The organism is Ruegeria sp. HKCCD7559 (assembly GCF_013110575.1).
In the GTDB taxonomy this organism is placed as follows: Bacteria; Pseudomonadota; Alphaproteobacteria; order Rhodobacterales; family Rhodobacteraceae; genus Ruegeria.
Map to the genome: position 1 here is coordinate 271,946 of NZ_WVQU01000003.1, position 18,391 is coordinate 290,336.

The 18,391-nt window shown below is 57.9% G+C and carries 25 protein-coding genes; 15 read left to right on the top strand and 10 right to left on the bottom strand.

Annotated elements, in window-relative coordinates; translation table 11 throughout:
• The first annotated feature begins 2 nt into the window (after positions 1-2).
• The 6 genes from GS605_RS11835 to GS605_RS11860 are packed head-to-tail and all read left to right on the top strand — an operon-like array spanning position 3 to position 3,455.
• Positions 3-275 (top strand): flagellar biosynthetic protein FliQ, encoded by a 273-nt coding sequence (locus GS605_RS11835; RefSeq protein WP_152459750.1) that lies wholly within the window; start codon positions 3-5, stop codon positions 273-275.
• On the top strand, positions 275-985 hold the full coding sequence (locus GS605_RS11840) for a flagellar hook-basal body complex protein (RefSeq protein ID WP_171635644.1): 711 nt from the start codon (positions 275-277) through the stop codon (positions 983-985). The genes GS605_RS11835 and GS605_RS11840 overlap by 1 nt, the downstream gene beginning before the upstream one ends.
• Positions 986-1,006: 21 nt before the next feature.
• The gene (gene flgG, locus GS605_RS11845; protein ID WP_171724116.1) at positions 1,007-1,792 is read left to right on the top strand and encodes a flagellar basal-body rod protein FlgG; all 786 of its coding nucleotides are present in this window, start codon (positions 1,007-1,009) and stop codon (positions 1,790-1,792) included.
• On the top strand, positions 1,792-2,208 hold the full coding sequence (gene flgA / locus GS605_RS11850) for a flagellar basal body P-ring formation chaperone FlgA (protein WP_171724117.1): 417 nt from the start codon (positions 1,792-1,794) through the stop codon (positions 2,206-2,208). Before flgG ends, flgA begins: the two co-directional genes overlap by 1 nt.
• On the top strand, positions 2,208-2,939 hold the full coding sequence (gene flgH / locus GS605_RS11855; RefSeq protein ID WP_171635648.1) for a flagellar basal body L-ring protein FlgH: 732 nt from the start codon (positions 2,208-2,210) through the stop codon (positions 2,937-2,939). The genes flgA and flgH overlap by 1 nt, the downstream gene beginning before the upstream one ends.
• Before the next feature lie 9 nt (positions 2,940-2,948).
• On the top strand, positions 2,949-3,455 hold the full coding sequence (locus GS605_RS11860; protein ID WP_171724118.1) for a flagellar basal body-associated protein FliL: 507 nt from the start codon (positions 2,949-2,951) through the stop codon (positions 3,453-3,455).
• A 33-nt stretch (positions 3,456-3,488) separates the two neighbouring features.
• Here GS605_RS11860 and GS605_RS11865 read toward each other — a convergent pair whose 3' ends face one another.
• From GS605_RS11865 to GS605_RS11900, 8 genes are all read right to left on the bottom strand, one after another.
• A complete protein-coding gene (locus tag GS605_RS11865; protein ID WP_171635652.1) occupies positions 3,489-3,875 on the bottom strand; it encodes a hypothetical protein in 387 nt (128 codons plus the stop codon).
• Positions 3,872-4,960, bottom strand: a complete 1,089-nt coding sequence (flhB, locus tag GS605_RS11870) for a flagellar type III secretion system protein FlhB (RefSeq protein ID WP_171724119.1) — start codon at positions 4,958-4,960, stop codon at positions 3,872-3,874. The genes GS605_RS11865 and flhB overlap by 4 nt, the downstream gene beginning before the upstream one ends.
• Entirely contained in the window at positions 4,957-5,730 is a 774-nt protein-coding gene (locus GS605_RS11875) for a flagellar biosynthetic protein FliR (protein WP_371807754.1), read from the bottom strand. The genes flhB and GS605_RS11875 overlap by 4 nt, the downstream gene beginning before the upstream one ends.
• Positions 5,727-7,754, bottom strand: a complete 2,028-nt coding sequence (gene flhA, locus GS605_RS11880; protein WP_216600177.1) for a flagellar biosynthesis protein FlhA — start codon at positions 7,752-7,754, stop codon at positions 5,727-5,729. Before flhA ends, GS605_RS11875 begins: the two co-directional genes overlap by 4 nt.
• A 69-nt stretch (positions 7,755-7,823) precedes the next feature.
• Positions 7,824-8,522 carry a transglycosylase SLT domain-containing protein gene (locus GS605_RS11885; protein WP_371807755.1) on the bottom strand — a complete coding sequence of 233 codons (699 nt, stop codon included), beginning with the start codon at positions 8,520-8,522 and terminating at the stop codon, positions 7,824-7,826.
• A 73-nt stretch (positions 8,523-8,595) separates the two neighbouring features.
• Entirely contained in the window at positions 8,596-9,024 is a 429-nt protein-coding gene (locus GS605_RS11890; protein WP_152459759.1) for an Lrp/AsnC family transcriptional regulator, read from the bottom strand.
• Between the two features lie 52 nt (positions 9,025-9,076).
• Positions 9,077-10,396, bottom strand: coding sequence for an MFS transporter (locus tag GS605_RS11895; RefSeq protein WP_171724121.1), 1,320 nt, complete (start codon positions 10,394-10,396; stop codon positions 9,077-9,079).
• A gap of 3 nt (positions 10,397-10,399) precedes the next feature.
• The gene (locus GS605_RS11900; RefSeq protein ID WP_171635661.1) at positions 10,400-10,657 is read right to left on the bottom strand and encodes a metal-sensing transcriptional repressor; all 258 of its coding nucleotides are present in this window, start codon (positions 10,655-10,657) and stop codon (positions 10,400-10,402) included.
• Positions 10,658-10,790: 133 nt separating this feature from the next.
• On the opposite strand from GS605_RS11900, the gene GS605_RS11905 reads away from it, so the two are divergent.
• The 7 genes from GS605_RS11905 to ptsN all read left to right on the top strand — a co-directional run bounded on the left by GS605_RS11905 (position 10,791) and on the right by ptsN (position 15,574).
• On the top strand, positions 10,791-11,405 hold the full coding sequence (locus tag GS605_RS11905) for a ribonuclease D (protein ID WP_171635664.1): 615 nt from the start codon (positions 10,791-10,793) through the stop codon (positions 11,403-11,405).
• Entirely contained in the window at positions 11,402-12,370 is a 969-nt protein-coding gene (locus GS605_RS11910; RefSeq protein ID WP_171724122.1) for an SIS domain-containing protein, read from the top strand. Before GS605_RS11905 ends, GS605_RS11910 begins: the two co-directional genes overlap by 4 nt.
• Positions 12,371-12,399: 29 nt before the next feature.
• Positions 12,400-12,981 (top strand): LPS export ABC transporter periplasmic protein LptC, encoded by a 582-nt coding sequence (gene lptC / locus GS605_RS11915; protein WP_245218082.1) that lies wholly within the window; start codon positions 12,400-12,402, stop codon positions 12,979-12,981.
• A gap of 3 nt (positions 12,982-12,984) precedes the next feature.
• A complete protein-coding gene (locus tag GS605_RS11920; RefSeq protein ID WP_371732247.1) occupies positions 12,985-13,476 on the top strand; it encodes an LptA/OstA family protein in 492 nt (163 codons plus the stop codon).
• Positions 13,476-14,234, top strand: coding sequence for an LPS export ABC transporter ATP-binding protein (gene lptB / locus GS605_RS11925; RefSeq protein ID WP_152459766.1), 759 nt, complete (start codon positions 13,476-13,478; stop codon positions 14,232-14,234). Before GS605_RS11920 ends, lptB begins: the two co-directional genes overlap by 1 nt.
• A 252-nt stretch (positions 14,235-14,486) precedes the next feature.
• Positions 14,487-15,050, top strand: a complete 564-nt coding sequence (gene hpf / locus GS605_RS11930) for a ribosome hibernation-promoting factor, HPF/YfiA family (RefSeq protein ID WP_117870967.1) — start codon at positions 14,487-14,489, stop codon at positions 15,048-15,050.
• A 59-nt stretch (positions 15,051-15,109) separates the two neighbouring features.
• Positions 15,110-15,574, top strand: a complete 465-nt coding sequence (ptsN, locus tag GS605_RS11935) for a PTS IIA-like nitrogen regulatory protein PtsN (protein ID WP_117872900.1) — start codon at positions 15,110-15,112, stop codon at positions 15,572-15,574.
• 54 nt (positions 15,575-15,628) lie between these two features.
• Here ptsN and GS605_RS11940 read toward each other — a convergent pair whose 3' ends face one another.
• A complete protein-coding gene (locus GS605_RS11940) occupies positions 15,629-16,144 on the bottom strand; it encodes a CAP domain-containing protein (RefSeq protein WP_171120163.1) in 516 nt (171 codons plus the stop codon).
• 169 nt (positions 16,145-16,313) lie between these two features.
• Between GS605_RS11940 and GS605_RS11945 the strand changes: the two genes are divergently transcribed.
• Positions 16,314-16,913, top strand: a complete 600-nt coding sequence (locus GS605_RS11945) for a L,D-transpeptidase (protein ID WP_171635671.1) — start codon at positions 16,314-16,316, stop codon at positions 16,911-16,913.
• Between the two features lie 139 nt (positions 16,914-17,052).
• On the top strand, positions 17,053-17,235 hold the full coding sequence (locus GS605_RS11950) for a hypothetical protein (RefSeq protein ID WP_117870963.1): 183 nt from the start codon (positions 17,053-17,055) through the stop codon (positions 17,233-17,235).
• 72 nt (positions 17,236-17,307) lie between these two features.
• Here GS605_RS11950 and hemH read toward each other — a convergent pair whose 3' ends face one another.
• Positions 17,308-18,357, bottom strand: a complete 1,050-nt coding sequence (gene hemH, locus GS605_RS11955) for a ferrochelatase (RefSeq protein ID WP_171724123.1) — start codon at positions 18,355-18,357, stop codon at positions 17,308-17,310.
• Positions 18,358-18,391 lie beyond the last annotated feature (34 nt).

Below are 18,391 nucleotides of genomic sequence, written 5' to 3' on the forward strand. Positions count from 1 at the left end.
CCATGCTGAGCGAAGGTCTTTTCTATGACATCGTGCGTCAGGCTCTCTGGATCGCCGTCATCACATCGGTCCCGATTCTGGCAGTTGCTCTGGTGTCAGGCCTGATCGTTGGTCTGTTTCAGGCCCTGACGTCGATACAGGAAATGACACTGACCTTTGTTCCCAAACTGATCGCCATCGTCGTCGTGTTCTGGATCTCGATGGGGTTCATGACTCAGACCCTTGTTACGTTTTTTACCGGTACGCTTGTTCCATTGATCGCAGGAGGTCGCTGATGGACACCGCCTATGTCACCCTGTCCCGCCAGTCCGGGCTGATGAATGAAATGCGCCTGGTGGCGAATAACATCGCAAATGCCAACACGACCGGCTATCGCCAGCAGGGGCTGGTGTTCTCGGAATACATTCGAGATATGCCGAACAGCCCCTCCCTTTCCATGAGCAGGGCCGAGGCGCGAAATTCGTCAACGCAGCAGGGTGTGCTGAAGCAAACCGGCGGGCAATTTGATTTTGCCATCGAGGGCGACGGGTTCTTCATGGTCGAAACCGAGAACGGCAACCGGCTGACGCGGGCTGGTAGTTTTTCTCCCAATGCCGATGGCGATCTGGTTTCAATGGATGGTGCGCGCGTGCTCGATGCCAATGGCGCGCCTGTGTTCATCCCGCCTGATGCCGCGTCAATCGATGTCGGCAGCGACGGAACGCTGAGTGTCGATGGTCAACTTCTGGGTCAGTTGGGCGTTTTCAACGTCGCCGACACGAACGAACTTGTACGCGAAGGAAACACTCGTTTCCGCACCGACGGTGCAATCGAGCCGGTCGACGAGCCGGTGGTTTTGCATCGCTTTCTCGAAGGGTCAAACGTGAACGCGATTCAGCAAGTGACCCGTTTGGTGGAAATCCAGCGCGCCTATGAGCTGGGGCAAAGCTTTCTTGAGAGTGAAGATGAGCGCGTGCGTGGAGCACTCAAGGCGCTGATGCGCTGATTTGGATGAGGAGAGTTAGACATGCGGGCCCTTAAAATTGCCGCCACCGGGATGACAGCGCAACAGATGCGGGTCGAGACGATCTCGAACAACCTCGCGAATATGAACACCACCGGCTACAACGCCCGACGGGCCGAATTCGCCGACCTGCATTATCAGCAGATGGCGCGGGCCGGCACCGTGAACGCGTCGGACGGAACGGTTCTGCCCACGGGTATTCAACTGGGTCTGGGTGTGCGACCGGCAGCGGTAACAGTGCAATTGGAACAAGGCGCCTTGTCAGCCACCGGGAGCGATCTGGATGTTGCAATCGAAGGTCGCGGATATCTGGAGGTGACCTTGCCCAGCGGTCAGGCCGCTTATACGCGCGACGGCAGTTTGAAGCGGTCGGCAGAAGGTCTGATCGTCACCTCTGAGGGGTTTGCGGTTTCGCCGGAAATCACCATCCCCGACGATGCGCGTTCTGTTTCGATCAATGCGTCGGGCGAGGTCTATGCATATTTTGACGATTCCCCCGAAGGTCAGTTGCTTGGGGAGTTTACGCTGGCCAGTTTTTCGAACGCAAAGGGCCTGGAAGCCGTCGGAAGCAATCTGTTCAAGGAAACCGAAGCTTCCGGCGCTCCGGTACTAGGTACGCCGGGCGAAGACGGTCTGGGAACTTTGCGGCAGGGTTATCTGGAAGACAGTTCGGTTGACGCCGTTCGCGAAGTTACCGAGCTGATCGAAGCGCAACGCGGCTATGAGATGAATGCCAAAGTCATCACGGCGGTGGACCAGATGATGAGCGCGACAACGCAGGTACGGTGATGCGACATCTGGTTCTTTCTCTGGTGCTGCTGGCGCCAATTGCCGCACAGGCTGACATTGTGGTGCCGACACGCACGATACGGGCCAAGGAAGTCATTTCTGCGGCCGATCTCGAGCTAAAGCCAACAGATGTTGCCGATGCAATTTCAGACCCTGATCTTCTGATCGGACAAGAGGCCCGGGTGGCGCTCTACCCCGGTCGGCCAATTCGCGGCTCTGATGTCGGGCCACCTGCCATCGTGGATCGAAACGATCTGGTCGTGCTGGTGTTCAGTAGCCAACCCTTGTCGATCACCACAGAGGGCCGGGCCTTGGGGCGCGGCGCGGCGGGGGATCGCATTCGGGTCATGAACCTTTCATCCCGAACAACCGTAACAGGCCGAATCCGTCTGGACGGTCAAATCGAGGTACAGTGATGCACGGATTGCCAAAAACCCTTATCCTGACGGCTTTTGCCTTGTCCGCATGTGGTCGAATGGATCATTTGGGCAAACCGCCAAGTTTCACACCCAACGAGGATTCCCCGGAACAGGTTGCAATGTTGTGGCCGGGTTTGCCATTGCACACCCAACCCCAGCGAAACGTCGACCGATCCTCTTTGTGGAGCGGCGGGCAGCATTCATTGCTGGGCGACCAGCGGGCGATCAAGAAAGGCGACATCCTGACCGTTGTCATCGAGCTGGACGAGAAGGCAGAAATTTCGAACAACACCAGACGATCCAGATCTGGTTCCGAGAATCTCGAAGTACCCAGCCTCTTCGGCCTGCCTCAGCGCGTGCAAAAGAACCTGCCCCAGGGCGCGTCACTGGATGAAGCCGTTTCGATTGAGGCGGATTCCTCGAGCTCTGGCCGGGGATCCGTCAGGAGAAACGAAAAACTGACTCTGCGTGTTGCCGCAACAGTGCTGGATGTGTTGCCGAACGGAGTTCTTTCAATATCGGGATCCCAAGAGTTGCGGGTCAACTTCGAACTGCGAGAGCTTCTTGTGACGGGATATGTCCGCCCGCAGGACATCTCGCGGCAAAACGAAATAACCTATGACAAAATCGCGTCAGCGCGCGTGTCATATGGCGGCAGAGGGCAGATAACGGATGTCCAGCAACCCCGCTATGGTCAGCAAGTTCTTGATTCCCTATTGCCGTTCTGAGGTGAGATCGTGGTCGCGAAATTGATGCCCGTGATTCTTTTGATTGTTGGACTCGGCGCGGGTATTGGCGCGGGTCTGGTTCTTGCACCTGCAAAGAAACCTGAAACTGCCGTTGCCGAAAAAGAAGCAGTCAAAGAGGACAAGGCGGCCGGCAAAAAAACAGGGAAATCAAAGGAAAAAGGCGAGGGGGAGAGCTTTGGTTATCTGAAAATGACCAAACAATTTGTCGTCCCCGTTGTAAAAGATGACCAGATCGAAGCCATGGTAACGCTGTCGCTGAGCCTTGAGGCGAATCCAGCCATTACAGAAACCTATTATGCAATCGAACCTAAACTCAGGGATGGATTTCTTCAGGTTCTTTTTGACCATGCAAACACGGGTGGTTTTGACGGGGCTTTTACAGAATCCGGGAACCTGGATGTATTGCGGAATTCCTTGTTGGAAGTGGCGCGCAAAGAATTTGGCGACGACGTGTCCAAAGTGCTGATCCTGAGTGTAAACCGACAAGATAGCTGACACTAATCGGCCCGATACTCCGGGTCGGTCAAGCTATGGCCCGAAGTGTTTTCTGGTTTTTGCTTTTCGGTTTGCCTGCTGAACTTCCTTCCGCAATGTTTCCACCGCTTGTTTTCGCCCAAAGGCAGCACGTAAAGCTTCCATTCCGGCCAGTTTCTGCGCGCGCGTTCGTGCCAGTTGCAGGTTCAATTGTCTCCGGGTCGCGGACTCCCAACTATTCCAGAGAACGTCGGTCCCTGAAACCTGATAGCCTTCGACCTTGGTGCTGTCCTGGCGCGCCTGACGGAGTTGACCGTCCAATCTGGCAAGTTGCTGCTTGATCCGTGCCTCGGCCTCCAAGATCGGTCGCAGCGCTTGAAATTGCTTCTGAAACGCTGCGTTGGTCACTTTTTCCAGATCGGGTAATTGCGTATGAGTCATCGAACTTGCTCCTTCGCGCGTTTTTGCATCGCTTCGGCAAACCGGATCGCGGCGGCAACAGGACGATAATGCTCTTCGGCGATCTCCTGACCTATGTCCACGGTCGCGTGAAGGGCGCGAGCTGTGGGAGGGTCTGAATGGATCGGAACGCCTGCTTCTCCTGCGGCGGATCGGATGGTGGCGGCGATTTCGTCCACCCCTTTGGCAACGCAAACCGGGGCGCTGCCCGCAACCCGTGTCCATTTAAGCGCCACAGCATAATGGGTGGGGTTTACGATCACGACATCCGCGCCTGGAACACCTGCCAATATTTGGTTGGTTGCGATTTCCTGTGCGCGCTGGCGCCGGTGTTGTTTGACATGAGGGTCGCCCTCGGCATCCTTGGTTTCATCCATGATCTCCTTGCGCGACATACGGTTCTTGCGCATGTGTTCGGCATATTGCCAAAGGAAATCGACAACCCCGATGGCCAGTGCGATAGCGATCACGATGAACAGAAAGCGAAACAGCAGGTTCATCATCAGCAGAATGGATGACTTTGCCGGCGCCGCGCTGGCAGACAAAATTTCGGTTAGATTGGCTTTCAGAAAAAGCGCAAGGCAGGTGCTGTAGATCAACAGTTTGGTGGTGCTTTTGGCAAACTCGAACAGGCCGCCCCGCCCGAACTTGTTCTTTGCGTTCGAAATCAGAGAGATACGCGAAAGTTTTGGTTTCAATTTGCTTGGGGCAAAGATCAGCGCGCGCTGGGCGATCAAGTTCAGCAGAACAGCCGCGGCAGGAAGGCAGAACAGCAAAGCAACAGGCAGCAGGGCACTTTTCAAAACCCCTGCAACCGGAGCATGCGATGGCCCATCCGTCAGAAGCCGTGCAAAAGCGTCGGACTGATCGATCAGAACCATGAACCCGGTGCCCATATGCTCGACGCTGTATTGACCGACTGTAAGCAGGGCGATCAGAAACCCGGTATATGCCGCCACGACCGACAAGTCGTTGGATTTTGGAACCTCACCCTTCTCGCGCGCCTTCAGCAGCTTTTGCGGTGTCGGCTCGTATGACTTGTCGCTGTCGTCATCACCTGCGCTCATCTTTGCGCTCCCATCGGGTTGGTGAAGAAGGCGACCAGCGCGTCCGCCCACACGGACAGGATCAGCGGTGTGCCTGCGAACAGCAGAAACAGTCCGGCGAAGGTAATTGCAGGAGCACCCACGAAGGCCACCATCAGCTGGGGCATTGCCCGGTTGATGACCCCAAGTGCCAGGTTGTAAATCAGAGAGGCAATGACGAACGGCGTTGCCAGTGCAAAAGCCAGCCCAAAGCTGTTGGCGACCTGATGCAATCCCCAGCGCGACGCATCCGCGGCACCGGGTGCCAGCCCTATTGGGAACAGGCCATAACTCTGGATCAGGAACTGCGCGACCCGGATGTGCAGGTCCATGATTACGGCAAGTGTCAGCCCTGCCAGGGTCAGCAGGTATCCCATGGCGGGGACCGGATCGGCCGCCGCGCCACCCAACAGTTGCGACAATGACGTGGACTGAGCCGCAATAGATCCCGCGGTTTGCAGCGCGAGAACGAACAGGCGCAGGCCTATCCCCAGGACAAGCCCGATCAGGACTTCGGTGCCGACCAGTTGCACGGTCGCCCAAAGGCTGGGATCAATTCTGACGGGGGGCGCAGCGGGCAGTATGATCAGCGTGAAAGCAACGGAAGCACCAAGCTTTACCCGTGTCGGAATACTGCGCTCACCGAAAGCTGGAAGCAGCGAAACAAGAGCGGAGACGCGCAGAAACACGACAAAGGCCTGCCAGATTACTTCGGCCAGCTGCGACAGCATTTCTGGCGGCAGGGCAATCACGCTGCAACAGTTCCGACCAAGGCAGGTTTGGCTTCCAGCCCGATTTCTTCGAAGGACAACACCGGGTTGGACACGCCGCGTGCCTGCATGACTGTGCGCAGCAACCGACGGCGCCGGGTCGAGGTCACGACGGCCGGAAACAGACCGTTGTCAGCGGAATTGGCGATGGTGCTCACAACTCCGTCGGCCAGTTTGTTGAACACGTTTGGGGGCAGCGCGACATCCATGCCGGTATTTGGGGCGTCGATCTGGTAAGAGGCGAATGTGTCCTCCCATTCCGGGGCCAACTGTATCAGAGGGATCGAACCATCCTCGCGCTTCATGTCCGCGACCAGCTGAAAGCCAAGACGCTGACGCACCAGTTCACAGATGCCTTCGGGCTGGGTTGTGGTCAGCCGCGCCTCGGCGACACTTTCAAGGATCAGCGCCATGTTGCGGATCGACACACGTTCGTCGAGCAACAGGCGCAGAACAGCGTGCAACGTGTCGATCGGCACTTTGTCGGGGATCAGTTCATCCAGCAGCTTGCGGTTGGCTTCGGCGCGTACCGGGTCGCTCAGGCGGGTCATTTCCGACAGCAGGCGCCGGAGGGATTTCAGTGTCAGCAGGCGCGAGAAGTTCTGTTTGATGATCTCCAGCAGATGGGTGGCAAGAATCTCAGGCGGTGAGACTATGGTGGCGCCGCTCAGCGCGGCGTCCTCCTGATCTTTCGGCAGGATCCAGCGCGCCGGAGCACCATAGACCGGCTCGGTCACGTCATTGCCCTCCGGCAGCAGGTCAAACCCGTCCTGCACGAGCGCCAGGATGAGATCGGGATGCAAGACACCGCGTGCCTGTTCGACGCCCTGAACCTTGATCACATACGTTCCGGTCGGCAGGTCGGCGCGGTCGGTCAGGCGGATTTCGGGCAGGATCAGGCCAAAGGTCGACGCCACATAGGTCCGCATATTGGCAATACGGGCGTCCAGCCCCGTGCCAGGGTTCAGAACCATGCTGACCAGATCCGGGGCGAACTCCAGATGGACATCATCCAGGTCCAGGATGTCGCCGATAGCCTGGGATGACGGCGCTTCGGTTTCGGTCGAGGGCAGGTTTGCCGATGCCGCCGCATCTTGCTGCTTTCGGTGAACATTGTAAGCCGCATATCCCAGAATGGCCGCGCCAAGGATGAACGGCAGAAAAGGGAGACCGGGCACCAGAGCGAACAGGACCATGAGCACCGCGACAGTCGACAATGCTGCGGGGTGGCGGCCAAGTTGAGAAAAGATGGCGTTGTCTGTGGCCCCTTGCGTGCCGCCCCGTGCCAGCAGCAGGGCAGACGCTATGGAAATGATGACGGCGGGAATTTGGGATACCAACCCATCGCCGACGGTCAGAATCGCATAGGTTTCGAACGCCGAGGCCACGGGCATTCCATGTACGACGACGCCCATGACCAGGCCCATGACGAGGTTCAGCAACGTGATCAGAAGCCCGGCGACGGCGTCACCTTTCACGAATTTCGACGCACCGTCGAGCGAACCGAAGAATGTAGTCTCCTGCTGTTCCAGCTCTCGCCGTTCCTTGGCCTGCTGATGATCGATTGCCCCGGCGGACATGTCGCTGTCGATCGCAAGTTGTTTGCCGGGCATCCCGTCCAACGCAAAGCGCGCGCCGACTTCGGCCATGCGGGCGGCGCCTTTGGTGATGACCATGAAATTCACGATCAGCAGCACGCCGAACACCACCAGGCCAAGAAAAATACTGCCGCCCATGACGAAACTGGCAAAACCTTCGATCACGTCTCCTGCCGCATTCGGGCCGGTGTGCCCCTGCCCGATGATCAGTTTCGTCGACGACACATTCAGCGACAGGCGCAACATCAAAGACGCCAGCAGAATCGTCGGGAAGGACGAAAAGTCCAGCGGGCGTTCAATGAACAGGGTCAGGGTGAAGATCAGGATGGCCAGGGCAAAGGAGGCCGCCAACCCCACGTCCAGAACCCAGGCTGGCATGGGCAGGATCATCATGACGATGACTGTCATCAGCGCAATCGCCAGCAGGACAGTAGGCGAAAACAGCGACTGGATGTTTACCTTGGGCACGCGAAACTCCTAGTTGAAGGCGATAAACGCGGTTGCGGCGCCTGCGGCCGGCACCAGAGACCCAAGCGCGCCGGTGCGGGGCGAGGCCGTCGGAATGGGGATCAAGGGGAGTCCGGCTCCGGTGAACGGATCCCGAGACGTGCCCGCAACCCGGGTTCGGGGGGCCCCTTCAAGCTGTGCCAGCACCTTTTGAAACCGCTCTTTGTAAGCTTCGGCAAGGGGTGTCGTGCGGGAATGATAAGCCCCCGCGGCTGCGGGCCACGATCCAAGCTCGGCATGGAGTTCATTCAGGAACCGGGCGGCGTAGGTCGCGTTCTCATCCGGATCGAACATCGCGTCGATCGAACGGAAGGCTCTGCCGTGCCAGCGATAATTGATCTGAAAACAGCCGACATCAAAGCTGCGGGCGCCCGATTTGAAGATTTTGAACGCATAGGCCTTGGCTTCGACCTCGGACTTGAACCAGTATCCCTGACCGCCGACGTTGATCGTCCAGGGCCAAGGCTGCAACCGGCCTTCCAGCCTGCGCCCGGTTTCAACGCGCGAGATGGCGCGCAGCACGTCCAGGGGCACGCCTTCGGACAAAGCGGCGCGGCGCGCGGCATGATCGCAGAGGTCACCGGTTTTGGCATCTGGCATGGCAAACCCTGCCTGCGCCAAAAGCACATGCACCAATATGAGTAACAGCGGGAACTTCTGATTTGGCATTCTGCCGGTCCGGGATTCTGATCTCTCCCGGCCAAGCTAGCCAACGATCGGTTTACAGAGAGTTATCGCCGTTTCAGTTTCGATCTATCCTGCGCCCGAAAACAACGCTGGTATTGGTGCGCAAGACACCGGGAATTTTCGCCAGGTCATCGACCAGAATGTCCAGATCTTCCAGCCTTGGGGCCTCTGCCGACAGCATAAGGTCGAATTCTCCGTTGATCGACAGGCACAGTTTGACTTCGGGGTAGGCTTCGAGCCGCTTGATGATCCGGCTGGTTTCCTTTTGCTGCACTTCGAGCATGACGATGACCTGCACTTTCGGCGTGTCTTCGGTGGACCCGAGGCGCACGGAATATCCTTCGATCAGGCCGCGCTGTTCCATCCGGTTAATTCGCTCGTGCACGGTTGTCCGGGCCACACCCAGCGTGGTCGCAATCTGCGTGGTCGAGGCGCGTGCGTTGGCTTGCAGGGCGGCGATGATGCGACGGTCAAGCTGGTCCATTGGGGCTCTGATTCATGGTCATTCCGGGTTGAGATCAGGTCGAAGCGCCCGCTCAGGGTTCGCGCGGGATGCGTGGGTGCAGATCGTCGATGATGATCGGATGCGCGTGCGGGCCTGACCCGGCCAGATGCGGATGATCGGGCGGCAGGTCGGGGTGATCATGGGTGATCGGTTCCTGGTCGAGGCGCGGCCACAGGCCGATTGCACCGACGACGCCCGCCACGGACAGCGTCGCCATGCTGCTGAGTGTGACGGTCGGGCCGAACACGGTCATCAACCACCCCGCCAGCGGGTAAAGAACCAGCCAGCAACCATGCGACAGGGTAAACTGTGCGGCGAAGACGGCGGGGCGATCCTCGGGGTGGGCCGACCGGGTCAAAAGGCGGCCCGAAGGTGTCAGGGTGGTGGAATATCCGAAACCGGTGAATGCCCACAACGCGGTCAGCAACCCGAGCGACAGAGGAGCAATTGCGGCCAACATCGCAGCGACGGCCATGGAGCCAGTGGCGAATACGGCGCCCGCGACCATGACCCGACGGTCCTCGATCCGATCCAGAAGGCGGGGCAAGGTAAAGGCTGCAAGCATCGACCCGCCCCCGAACCCGGCCAGGGCAATGGCCACCGCGCTTTCCGACAGGCCCAGATTGGCGCGCACGATGACCACAGTGTTCACGATTACCATCGAGCTCAGGGCTGCTGCGCTCCAGCTGAGCGCAAGCAGTCCGCGCAACCTGGGTGTTTTCAAATAGATACGAATGCCGCGCGTGGTGCGGTCATAGATGCCGCGGGGGCGGCTTGGCTTGGGTGACGGAAGCACGACCGAGACAACCAGCATTGCCGATGCGACAAAACCCAGCGCGGTACCCCAGAACAGGCTGTTGAAGCTGACCAGCAGCAGCAATGCGGCGGCGAACATGGGACTCAGCAGGCTTTCCATATCGTAGGCCAGGCGTGACAGCGACAAGGCACGCGTGTATTCAGCTTCGTCTGGCAGAACGTCCGGGATCGTGGCCTGAAAGGCGGGCGTAAAGCCCGCCGACGCCGATTGGAGCACGAAGATCAGCACGTAGATTTGCCAGATTTCGGTCACGAAAGGCAGGCACACTGCAACCGCAGCGCGGATCAGGTCCAGCACGACCAACATCTTGCGACGATCCAGACGCTCGGCAAAAGCAGCGGCGAGCGGTGCAACAGTGACGTAAGCCACCATCTTGATCGTCAGTGCCGTGCCTAGGACAAGGCCCGCAGCATTCCCGGCCAGATCAAAGGCGAGCAGCCCAAGGGCGACCGTGGCCAGCCCGGTTCCGGTCAGGGCGACGATCTGGGCGGCGAACAGGTGGCGGTAGGTGCGGTGTTTCAGAATACTCAGCATGGCTCAGAGGTACTTTGTAATCGCTTTGAAGTCTTCGATCCCGCCGCCATCGTCGTCAGCGGACAGGCAGTGTTCGATATGATCATGAATCAATGCGCGTTTGGCATTGGTGACGGCCTTCTCTACTGCAAACAACTGTTGGGCGATGTCGGAACAGGGGGCGTGCTCCTCGAGCATGGCAATGACCTTGGCGAGGTGCCCATGGGCCCGCTTCAGTCGGGCCGTGATTTGTGGATGTGACTGGTGGGCGTTGTCTGACATGACTTATCCATATCCCCCCGATGGGGATATGGTCAAGGATTCGGCATCGAACGGCCCGCGACTTTCGGACGGCGTTGAGTTTGGGGACTAAACCGCCTATCTCGGAGGCGATATCGCACAAAGGAATAGTCGGGTGGCGAACCATTTGTACAAAAACGATCTGCCGGATGGGTTGGATCTGGGCCCGGTTGTGGCCATTGACTGTGAAACCATGGGGCTGAACCCGCATCGCGATCGCCTGTGCGTGATCCAAATGTCAGGCGGCGACGGTAACAGCCATATCATCCAGGTGGACAAGGGCCAGACCGTAGCCCCGAACCTGAGTGCCATGCTGGAAAACCCCGATGTCCTGAAGCTGTTCCATTTCGGGCGGTTCGACATCGCCGCGATGTATCACACCTTTGGTGCCCTGGCCGCGCCGGTTTACTGCACCAAGATCGCCAGCCGGCTGGTGCGCACCTACACCGACCGTCACGGGCTGAAGAACCTGTGCCAGGAACTGATCGGCGTGGATATCTCGAAACAACAGCAGATGAGCGACTGGGGCGCTGAAACCCTGACCGATGCTCAGCTGGACTATGCGGCCTCGGACGTTCTTTATCTGCACCGCCTGCGCGACGAGTTGAACAAGCGGCTGGCGCGCGAGGGCCGGACCGAGATGGCGCAGGCCTGTTTTGATTTCTTGCCGATGCGTGCGAAGCTGGACCTCGCCGGTTGGCCCGAAACGGATATCTTTGCACACTCATGACCGACACCGAAGCATTCCTGAGAACCGCCCGCCAGGTCGTCACTGACGAGGCCCGCGCGCTGGATGTGCTGGCCGACAGTCTTGACGAGCATTTTGCCGAGGCCGTGCATCTGATCCTGAAAGCCACCGGGCGCATCATCATCAGTGGCATCGGAAAATCGGGCCATATCGGCCACAAGATTGCCGCCACTCTGGCCAGTACCGGAACGCCCGCCTATTTCGTGCACCCGGCCGAGGCCAGCCATGGAGATCTGGGCATGGTTTCCAAAGGCGATGTGGTGCTGGCGATTTCGAATTCGGGCGAAGCGCCTGAGCTGGCCAACCTGCTTGCCTTTACGCGCCGCTTTGGCATTCCGCTGATCGGGCTATCCAGCAAGCCAGAAAGCACGTTGATGAAACAGGCTGATGTGCATCTGCTGATACCGTCGATGGGCGAGGCCTGCGGTTTCGGCATGGTGCCTTCGATCTCGACGACGCTGACCCTTGCAATGGGCGATGCGCTGGCCATTGCGCTGATGAAGTATCGCGACTTCCGCCCCGAGGATTTTCGCGCCTTCCACCCCGGCGGAAAACTGGGTGCGCGGCTGAGTACGGTGCGCGACCTGATGCATACAGGCGACGCCCTGCCTCTGGTCGCGGCGAACACCGCGATGAGCGACGCGCTGATCGAAATTAGCCAAAAGGGCTTCGGCGTGGCCGGTGTAACGGATGCGCAGGGGCATTTGTCGGGCATCATTACGGACGGTGACTTGCGGCGACACATGGACGGTCTGCTGGACAAAACGACCGAGCAGGTCATGACCGCCAATCCGACCACCATAACACCGGACGCATTGGCCGAAGAGGCGGTGGCGATCATGAATGATCGCAAGATCACTTCGCTGTTTGTGGTCGACGAGGCTGCATCCGGGCAGGCGCTGGGTCTTCTGCATATCCACGACTGCTTGCGCGTCGGTCTGGGCTGAGGGAGGTCGAATTGGACAGGTATTCCCGCATGGTACAGTTCCTGAAGGTTCTGTTGCCACTTGCGGCCATTCTGATGCTGTCCACAGTGTTCCTGCTGTCTCGCAGCATCGAAACCAACGTATCGGTGCCATTCGCCGAAAAAGACATTGACGAGCGATTGGCGCAACAGGTGGTCACACAGCCGAAATATCGAGGGACAACCCGCAAAGGCGAAGATGTCCAGATCGAAGCCATCCAGGCCAAGCAGGGCGGCGAAGACGAAACCCCGACCGCATCCGAATTTCGGGGCCGTCTGGGGCTTCTCAGCGGTGGAACGATATTTCTGGATTCCAATTCAGGTTTGATCCGCCCCGATGAGGGCACGGCAACTTTTGTCGGCGACGTCGTGATTACCACTGCCGACGGACTTCAGGTCACGACTGACCTGCTCAACACGTCGCTGGACGAAATCCGGGGCGACACGCCGGGGCGGGTGAACGGAACCGGGCCGATCGGCAATTTTTCCGCCGGACGCATGACCTTTGGCACTGAAAAAAAGGACGGACCGGTCCATATTGTTTTTACAGACGGCGTGAAGCTGGTATACGAGCCTGAAAAAGCAGAAAGATAACCTGTGTTCGATTTTCGTTTTGTTCCTTTGTGCCTTGCTCTGTTTGCAGGTGCCGTAACCGCGACAGCGCAGGAGGCGCAGGTGGCTTTTGGTTCTGCAAATGCCGACCCGAGTCTTCCGGTCGAGGTCACGTCCGAAACATTGAACGTCAACCAGGAGGACGGTTCTGCCGAATTCCTCGGAAATGTCGTCGTCATTCAGGGCGAAATGCGGCTGACTGCTGAACGGGTTCTCGTGATCTATAACGAGGAACGCTCGGCGATTGAACGGATGGAAGCCACCGAGAATGTTGTTCTGGTCAGCCCGCCCGATGCGGCAGAGGGCGATTGGGCGGAATACACGATCGATTCCGGTGTGATCGTGATGAAAGGCAATGTCCTGCTGACGCAAGGCCCCAGCATCATCAGCGGCGACCAGATGAACGCCAATCTGACAACGGGCACAGCGACCATGACCGGGCGCGTCAAGACGATCCTTCAGCAGGGAAACAACTGATGGCGCGACCCGACCTGTCAGTGGCCGAAGGCAATTCCGGGCTGCGCATCGAGAAGCTGCGGAAATCCTACCGTAAGAAAACGGTGATCCGCGATGTCTCGATGACACTGGACCGGTCCGAAGTCGTTGCCCTGTTGGGACCCAACGGGTCGGGTAAGACCACGACCTTTTATTCCGTGGCGGGGCTTGTTTTCCCAGAGGCCGGCAAAGTCACGATTGACGGCCAGAATGTTACGACTTTGCCGATGTACCGGCGTGCGCGAATGGGCATCGGTTACCTGCCGCAGGAGATGTCGATCTTTCGCGGCATGAGCGTCGAGGACAATATCGCCGCGGTACTGGATATCACGGTTCCTCATGCTCACAGGCGGAAAGAACGGCTGGAAGAGCTGTTGTCGGATTTCTCGATCGAACATCTGCGTCGCGCGCCTGCTCTTGCCCTTTCCGGCGGTGAGCGCCGCCGCGTTGAGATAGCGCGATGTTTGGCCGCAGACCCGAAATATCTTTTGCTGGACGAACCATTTGCGGGTGTTGATCCGATCAGCGTCGGCGATATCCGGCATCTGGTTGCCGACCTTAAAAAACGGGGGATCGGTGTTCTGATCACCGACCATAACGTGCGGGAAACGCTGGAAATTGTCGACCGCGCCTATATCCTGCATGACGGGCAGGTTCTGATGTCCGGCACACCTGACGAAGTCGTCGAGAACGAGAATGTCCGCCGTGTCTATCTTGGCGAAAACTTCCGTATTTCATAGGCTTGTTATGGTCTGCGTCGGATGCATGGCGGAAATCGCGTATATACACACCTGTTTTGATTGACTCTTCCGTCGTCTCTTGCCTCAATTGTCCCATGGCATTTACCCGGTTCCAGTCTGGAGATCGTTGTCCCTTCGTTGAAGGGCTGGAGTTAAGACAACCGCGGAAAGTGTCTCGACCCCCCACCCGATAAAAACAAGTTCGTCGCGTAACGTGACGTCAGAATGGGTGTGAATTGTGAAGGAGATCACATGCGTTACCAAATCAGCGGAAAACAGATCGACATCGGTGCGGCGCTTCAGACTCACGTGCAGACCGAATTGGGCGAGGTTGTGGGCAAATATGCCCAGCGGCCTACCGACGCCAACGTCGTCTTTTCCCGTTCAGCGCATGAATATGTATGCGAAACAACAGTGCACCTGTCCACCGGGCTGACCGCTCAGGCCAAGGCGCATGCAACCGAAATTTATGCGGCGTTCGAGGCATGCTGCGACAAAATGGAAACACAACTGCGGCGCTACAAACGTCGTTTGAAGGACCACCACAAGGATCGGTCCGAGCCGGTTGAACTCTTTGGGGCGTCCTCTTATATCCTCGCCTCTGACGAATCGGACACGGCCGATGAACCCGAATCGCTACAGCCCATGATTGTGGCTGAGATGGAAACTAAAATCCCATCTTTGAGCGTTGGTGAAGCCGTGATGCAAATGGAACTTGCCGGTGCCCCGGTGCTGGTGTTCAGAAATGAGAACAAGGATGGATTGAACGTCGTGTATCGTCGCGAAGACGGTAATATCGGCTGGATTGATCCTTAACAGGCAAGGATACGGGGCGGCACCCGCCGAGGCGGGTGCGGTGCCCATGGAGCGTGATCATGGAGCTTTCGAGCATACTAAAGCCCGAAGCAGTACGTGTACTATCCGCCGCTTCCAGCAAGAAGCGGTTGTTTCAGGAAATAGGCGATGTAGCAGCCGCCAATCTGGGGCTCGACTCGCAGGCCGTCGTCGACTGTCTGCTCGAACGGGAAAGCCTGGGCCCGACCGGCGTGGGGCATGGCGTTGCGCTTCCGCACGCGCGTTTGCCCGAGCTGGATTCGGTTTCGGGCGTATTCGTCATGCTGGAAAAGCCCATCGACTTTGGATCGGTTGATCGTCAACCCGTGGACATCGCCTTTGCACTTTTTGCGCCGGAAGAGGCCGGCGTCGATCATCTCAAGGCGCTGGCCCTTGTGTCACGCACGCTGAGGGACACCTCGGTGTGCACCAAGCTTCGGGCGAACCCTGATCCGGTCAAGCTTTATGCTATCCTGACTGAAGCGCAATCCATGCAAGCAGCGTAATCAGAAAAAAAAGCCCCCGGATTTCGGGGGCCTTTTTTTTAACGGTGATCGGGGTCAGCCGCCGGTTCCCATTTCCAGCGTCCACCAGATTTTCCCGCCTTTTTCCTGATGCCAGGCGAACCCCATCTGCGTGGCCTTGGGGTCCATGATCACGGCGCGCGGTCCGGGTTCCTGCATCCAGGCGGCAAGGGTTTCGGTTTCGGTTTCGTATGTCTCGGAAATGGCTTCACCGAGGAACGTGCCGAAATATCCGACCCGTGCAGCCCGATCGATCGGCGAGGAACCGTCGGACCCAAAGTGCCAGGGCCGGTTCTGTCTGGCCATGTCCTTGGAATGGGTCGCCGCTGCTGCGTTCAGCTGCGCGTTCAGCTGGACAGGCTGCAATCCCTGAGCCTGGCGCAGGGCATTGACCGAATCAACCATACGGAACTGCAACTTTTCCGGGTTGCCGCGAATTTTGTAGACCGTGGGCAGCGGGCGACCGTCTGCACCAATGGTCGTGGTGCCGGTGTCTGTACATGCCGCCAGCGCGACAAAGCAAATCAAGAGTAAAGAAACGATACGCGTCATGATCGACCTGGTTATTGTGTCTTTACAGGGCATAGCGCGCCTGAAGGCTCTGAGCAAACGCGCAATGGCCCTAACTTGCATGATTCTGCCGGTTTGATTTGCGACTGAAGCATTCTGGCAATAGAATGTCATAGATTTCAGACCTCATCTAAACACAGGACCCGTTGTCATGGTCAAAAAGCGTATTCATTCGCCCACACGCAGGGGATTTCTGGCAGGGGCCACTGCGACGCTGGCAACCCCGGCACTGGCGCAATATATCCCGGGCGACCCGCTGCGCCCTGCACCCGAGACTGAACCGGCGGTTCGCCGCAACGTATCCGGGTTCCGGGCATTGGATTGGCAACCGTATTTCTCGAACACCAGAAATGGCGCCATTCTGGTCGATACCGTCTCAAGAGCGCTGCATTATTGGTCGGATGATCAAGCGGTGTACAAATTGTACCCGTCGTCGGTTCCGCTGACCGAAGAACTCACCCGGCGCGGGCGTACCAGCGTAATCCGCAAGGTCGAAGGGCCCAGCTGGTCTCCGACGCCGTCGATGAAAAAACGAAATCCGGAATGGCCGGACTATATTCCTCCGGGGCCAGATAACCCGCTGGGAACACACGCTTTATACCTGAGCTGGAAGTATTACCGCATTCACGGAACGCACGATACGCGAAAAATCGGACGTCGGTCGTCGAATGGCTGTATCGGTCTGTTCAACGAAGACATTGCCGAGCTGTTCTCGATGGCGAAGGTCGGCACGCAAGTGTTGCTAATTTGACGACATTTTCGTGTGGGAACCCGCTTAGCGGTCAAGTTGCAATTGCATTCCAGCGTCAATGCTGATTAGAAAAAACCACGAGGTAAGTCTTAGATGTGTGGTTCCGGGCATTGGAACTGCGCAAATTCTGGAGGTTAATATGAAGAAACTCGTTCTCGCTGCTGCACTGACTGCTGCCGCTTCGACCGCTTATGCTGGTAACCTGGAAGAGCCGGTTGTTGAAGCACCTGTTGTTGTAGAAGAAACTCAGGGTTCGTCGCAGGGCATCCTGCTGCCGCTGATCCTGCTGGTCGTTGTTGCTGCTGCTGTTGCTGCAAGCTAATCCGACACGGAATTCATGAAAAAGGCGGTGGAGCAATCCACCGCCTTTTTTGTTTTCACAAGGCTGTGCCGGTCAGTCCAGCCAGCCGCGCAAGTTTTCTTCGATCACCGTGCCCAATGCAGCAATGTGCGCCGCATCGTCATTGAGGCATGGAATATAGGTGAAGGTTTCGCCGCCTGCTTCTTCGAAGCTTTCCTTGATCTCTTCGTTGATCTCTTCCAGCGTTTCGATGCAGTCGGCCGAGAATGCCGGTGCGATGACTGCTATGTTCTTTTTGCCCTGCCTGGCCAAATCCGCCACATGATCCACTGTATAGGGTTTCAGCCATTCCTCGGGGCCGAATCGCGACTGGAACGTCGAAACCAGTTGATCGTCTGACCATCCCAGCCGTTCCTTCAGCAGCCGTGTCGTCTTGGCGCACTGGCAATGATAGGGGTCACCCTGTTGCAGATACCGTTCCGGCATCCCGTGATACGAGCAGACCAGAATATCGGGTTTTGTCTCCGCCGCTGCATAAGCACGTTCAACGGATCGCGCCAGGGCGTCGATATAGGCCGGTTGGTCGAAATAGGCCGGTACGGTTCGCGTGGCGGGCTGCCAGGCCTCATCCATCAGTGCACGAAAGAACTGGTCATTGGCGGTGGCTGTGGTTGCGCCCGCGTATTGTGGGTAAAGCGGGAAGAACAGAACACGGTCACAGCCCGCGGCAACCATCTCGCGCACTTTGGACTTTGTTGAGGGGTTGCCGTAGCGCATACAGAAATCGACCATCACCTGATCCCCGTACCGATCCTGCATTGCGCCGCGCAGCTTGGCAGTCTGGTCCTTGGTGATCGTCATCAGCGGGCTTTCGCCCTTCTCGTGATTCCAGATCGATTTGTAGGCTTCTCCCGAACTGAATGGCCGTTTGCTGAGGATGATCGCCTGAAGAATCGGTTGCCATTTCCATTTCGGATAGTCGATGACCCGTTGATCCGACAGAAACTCGTTCAGATAGCGACGCATCGGCCAATAGGTGTAATCGTCCGGGGTGCCCAGATTGGCCAGCAAAATGCCAACACGGCCCATCTTGACCTTGGGATGGTCGGCAGGAGCATGAGCGGGACGAGTGGCATCAAACATTTGAGCATTCCTGAGTTTTCGTGTTCCGACCTGA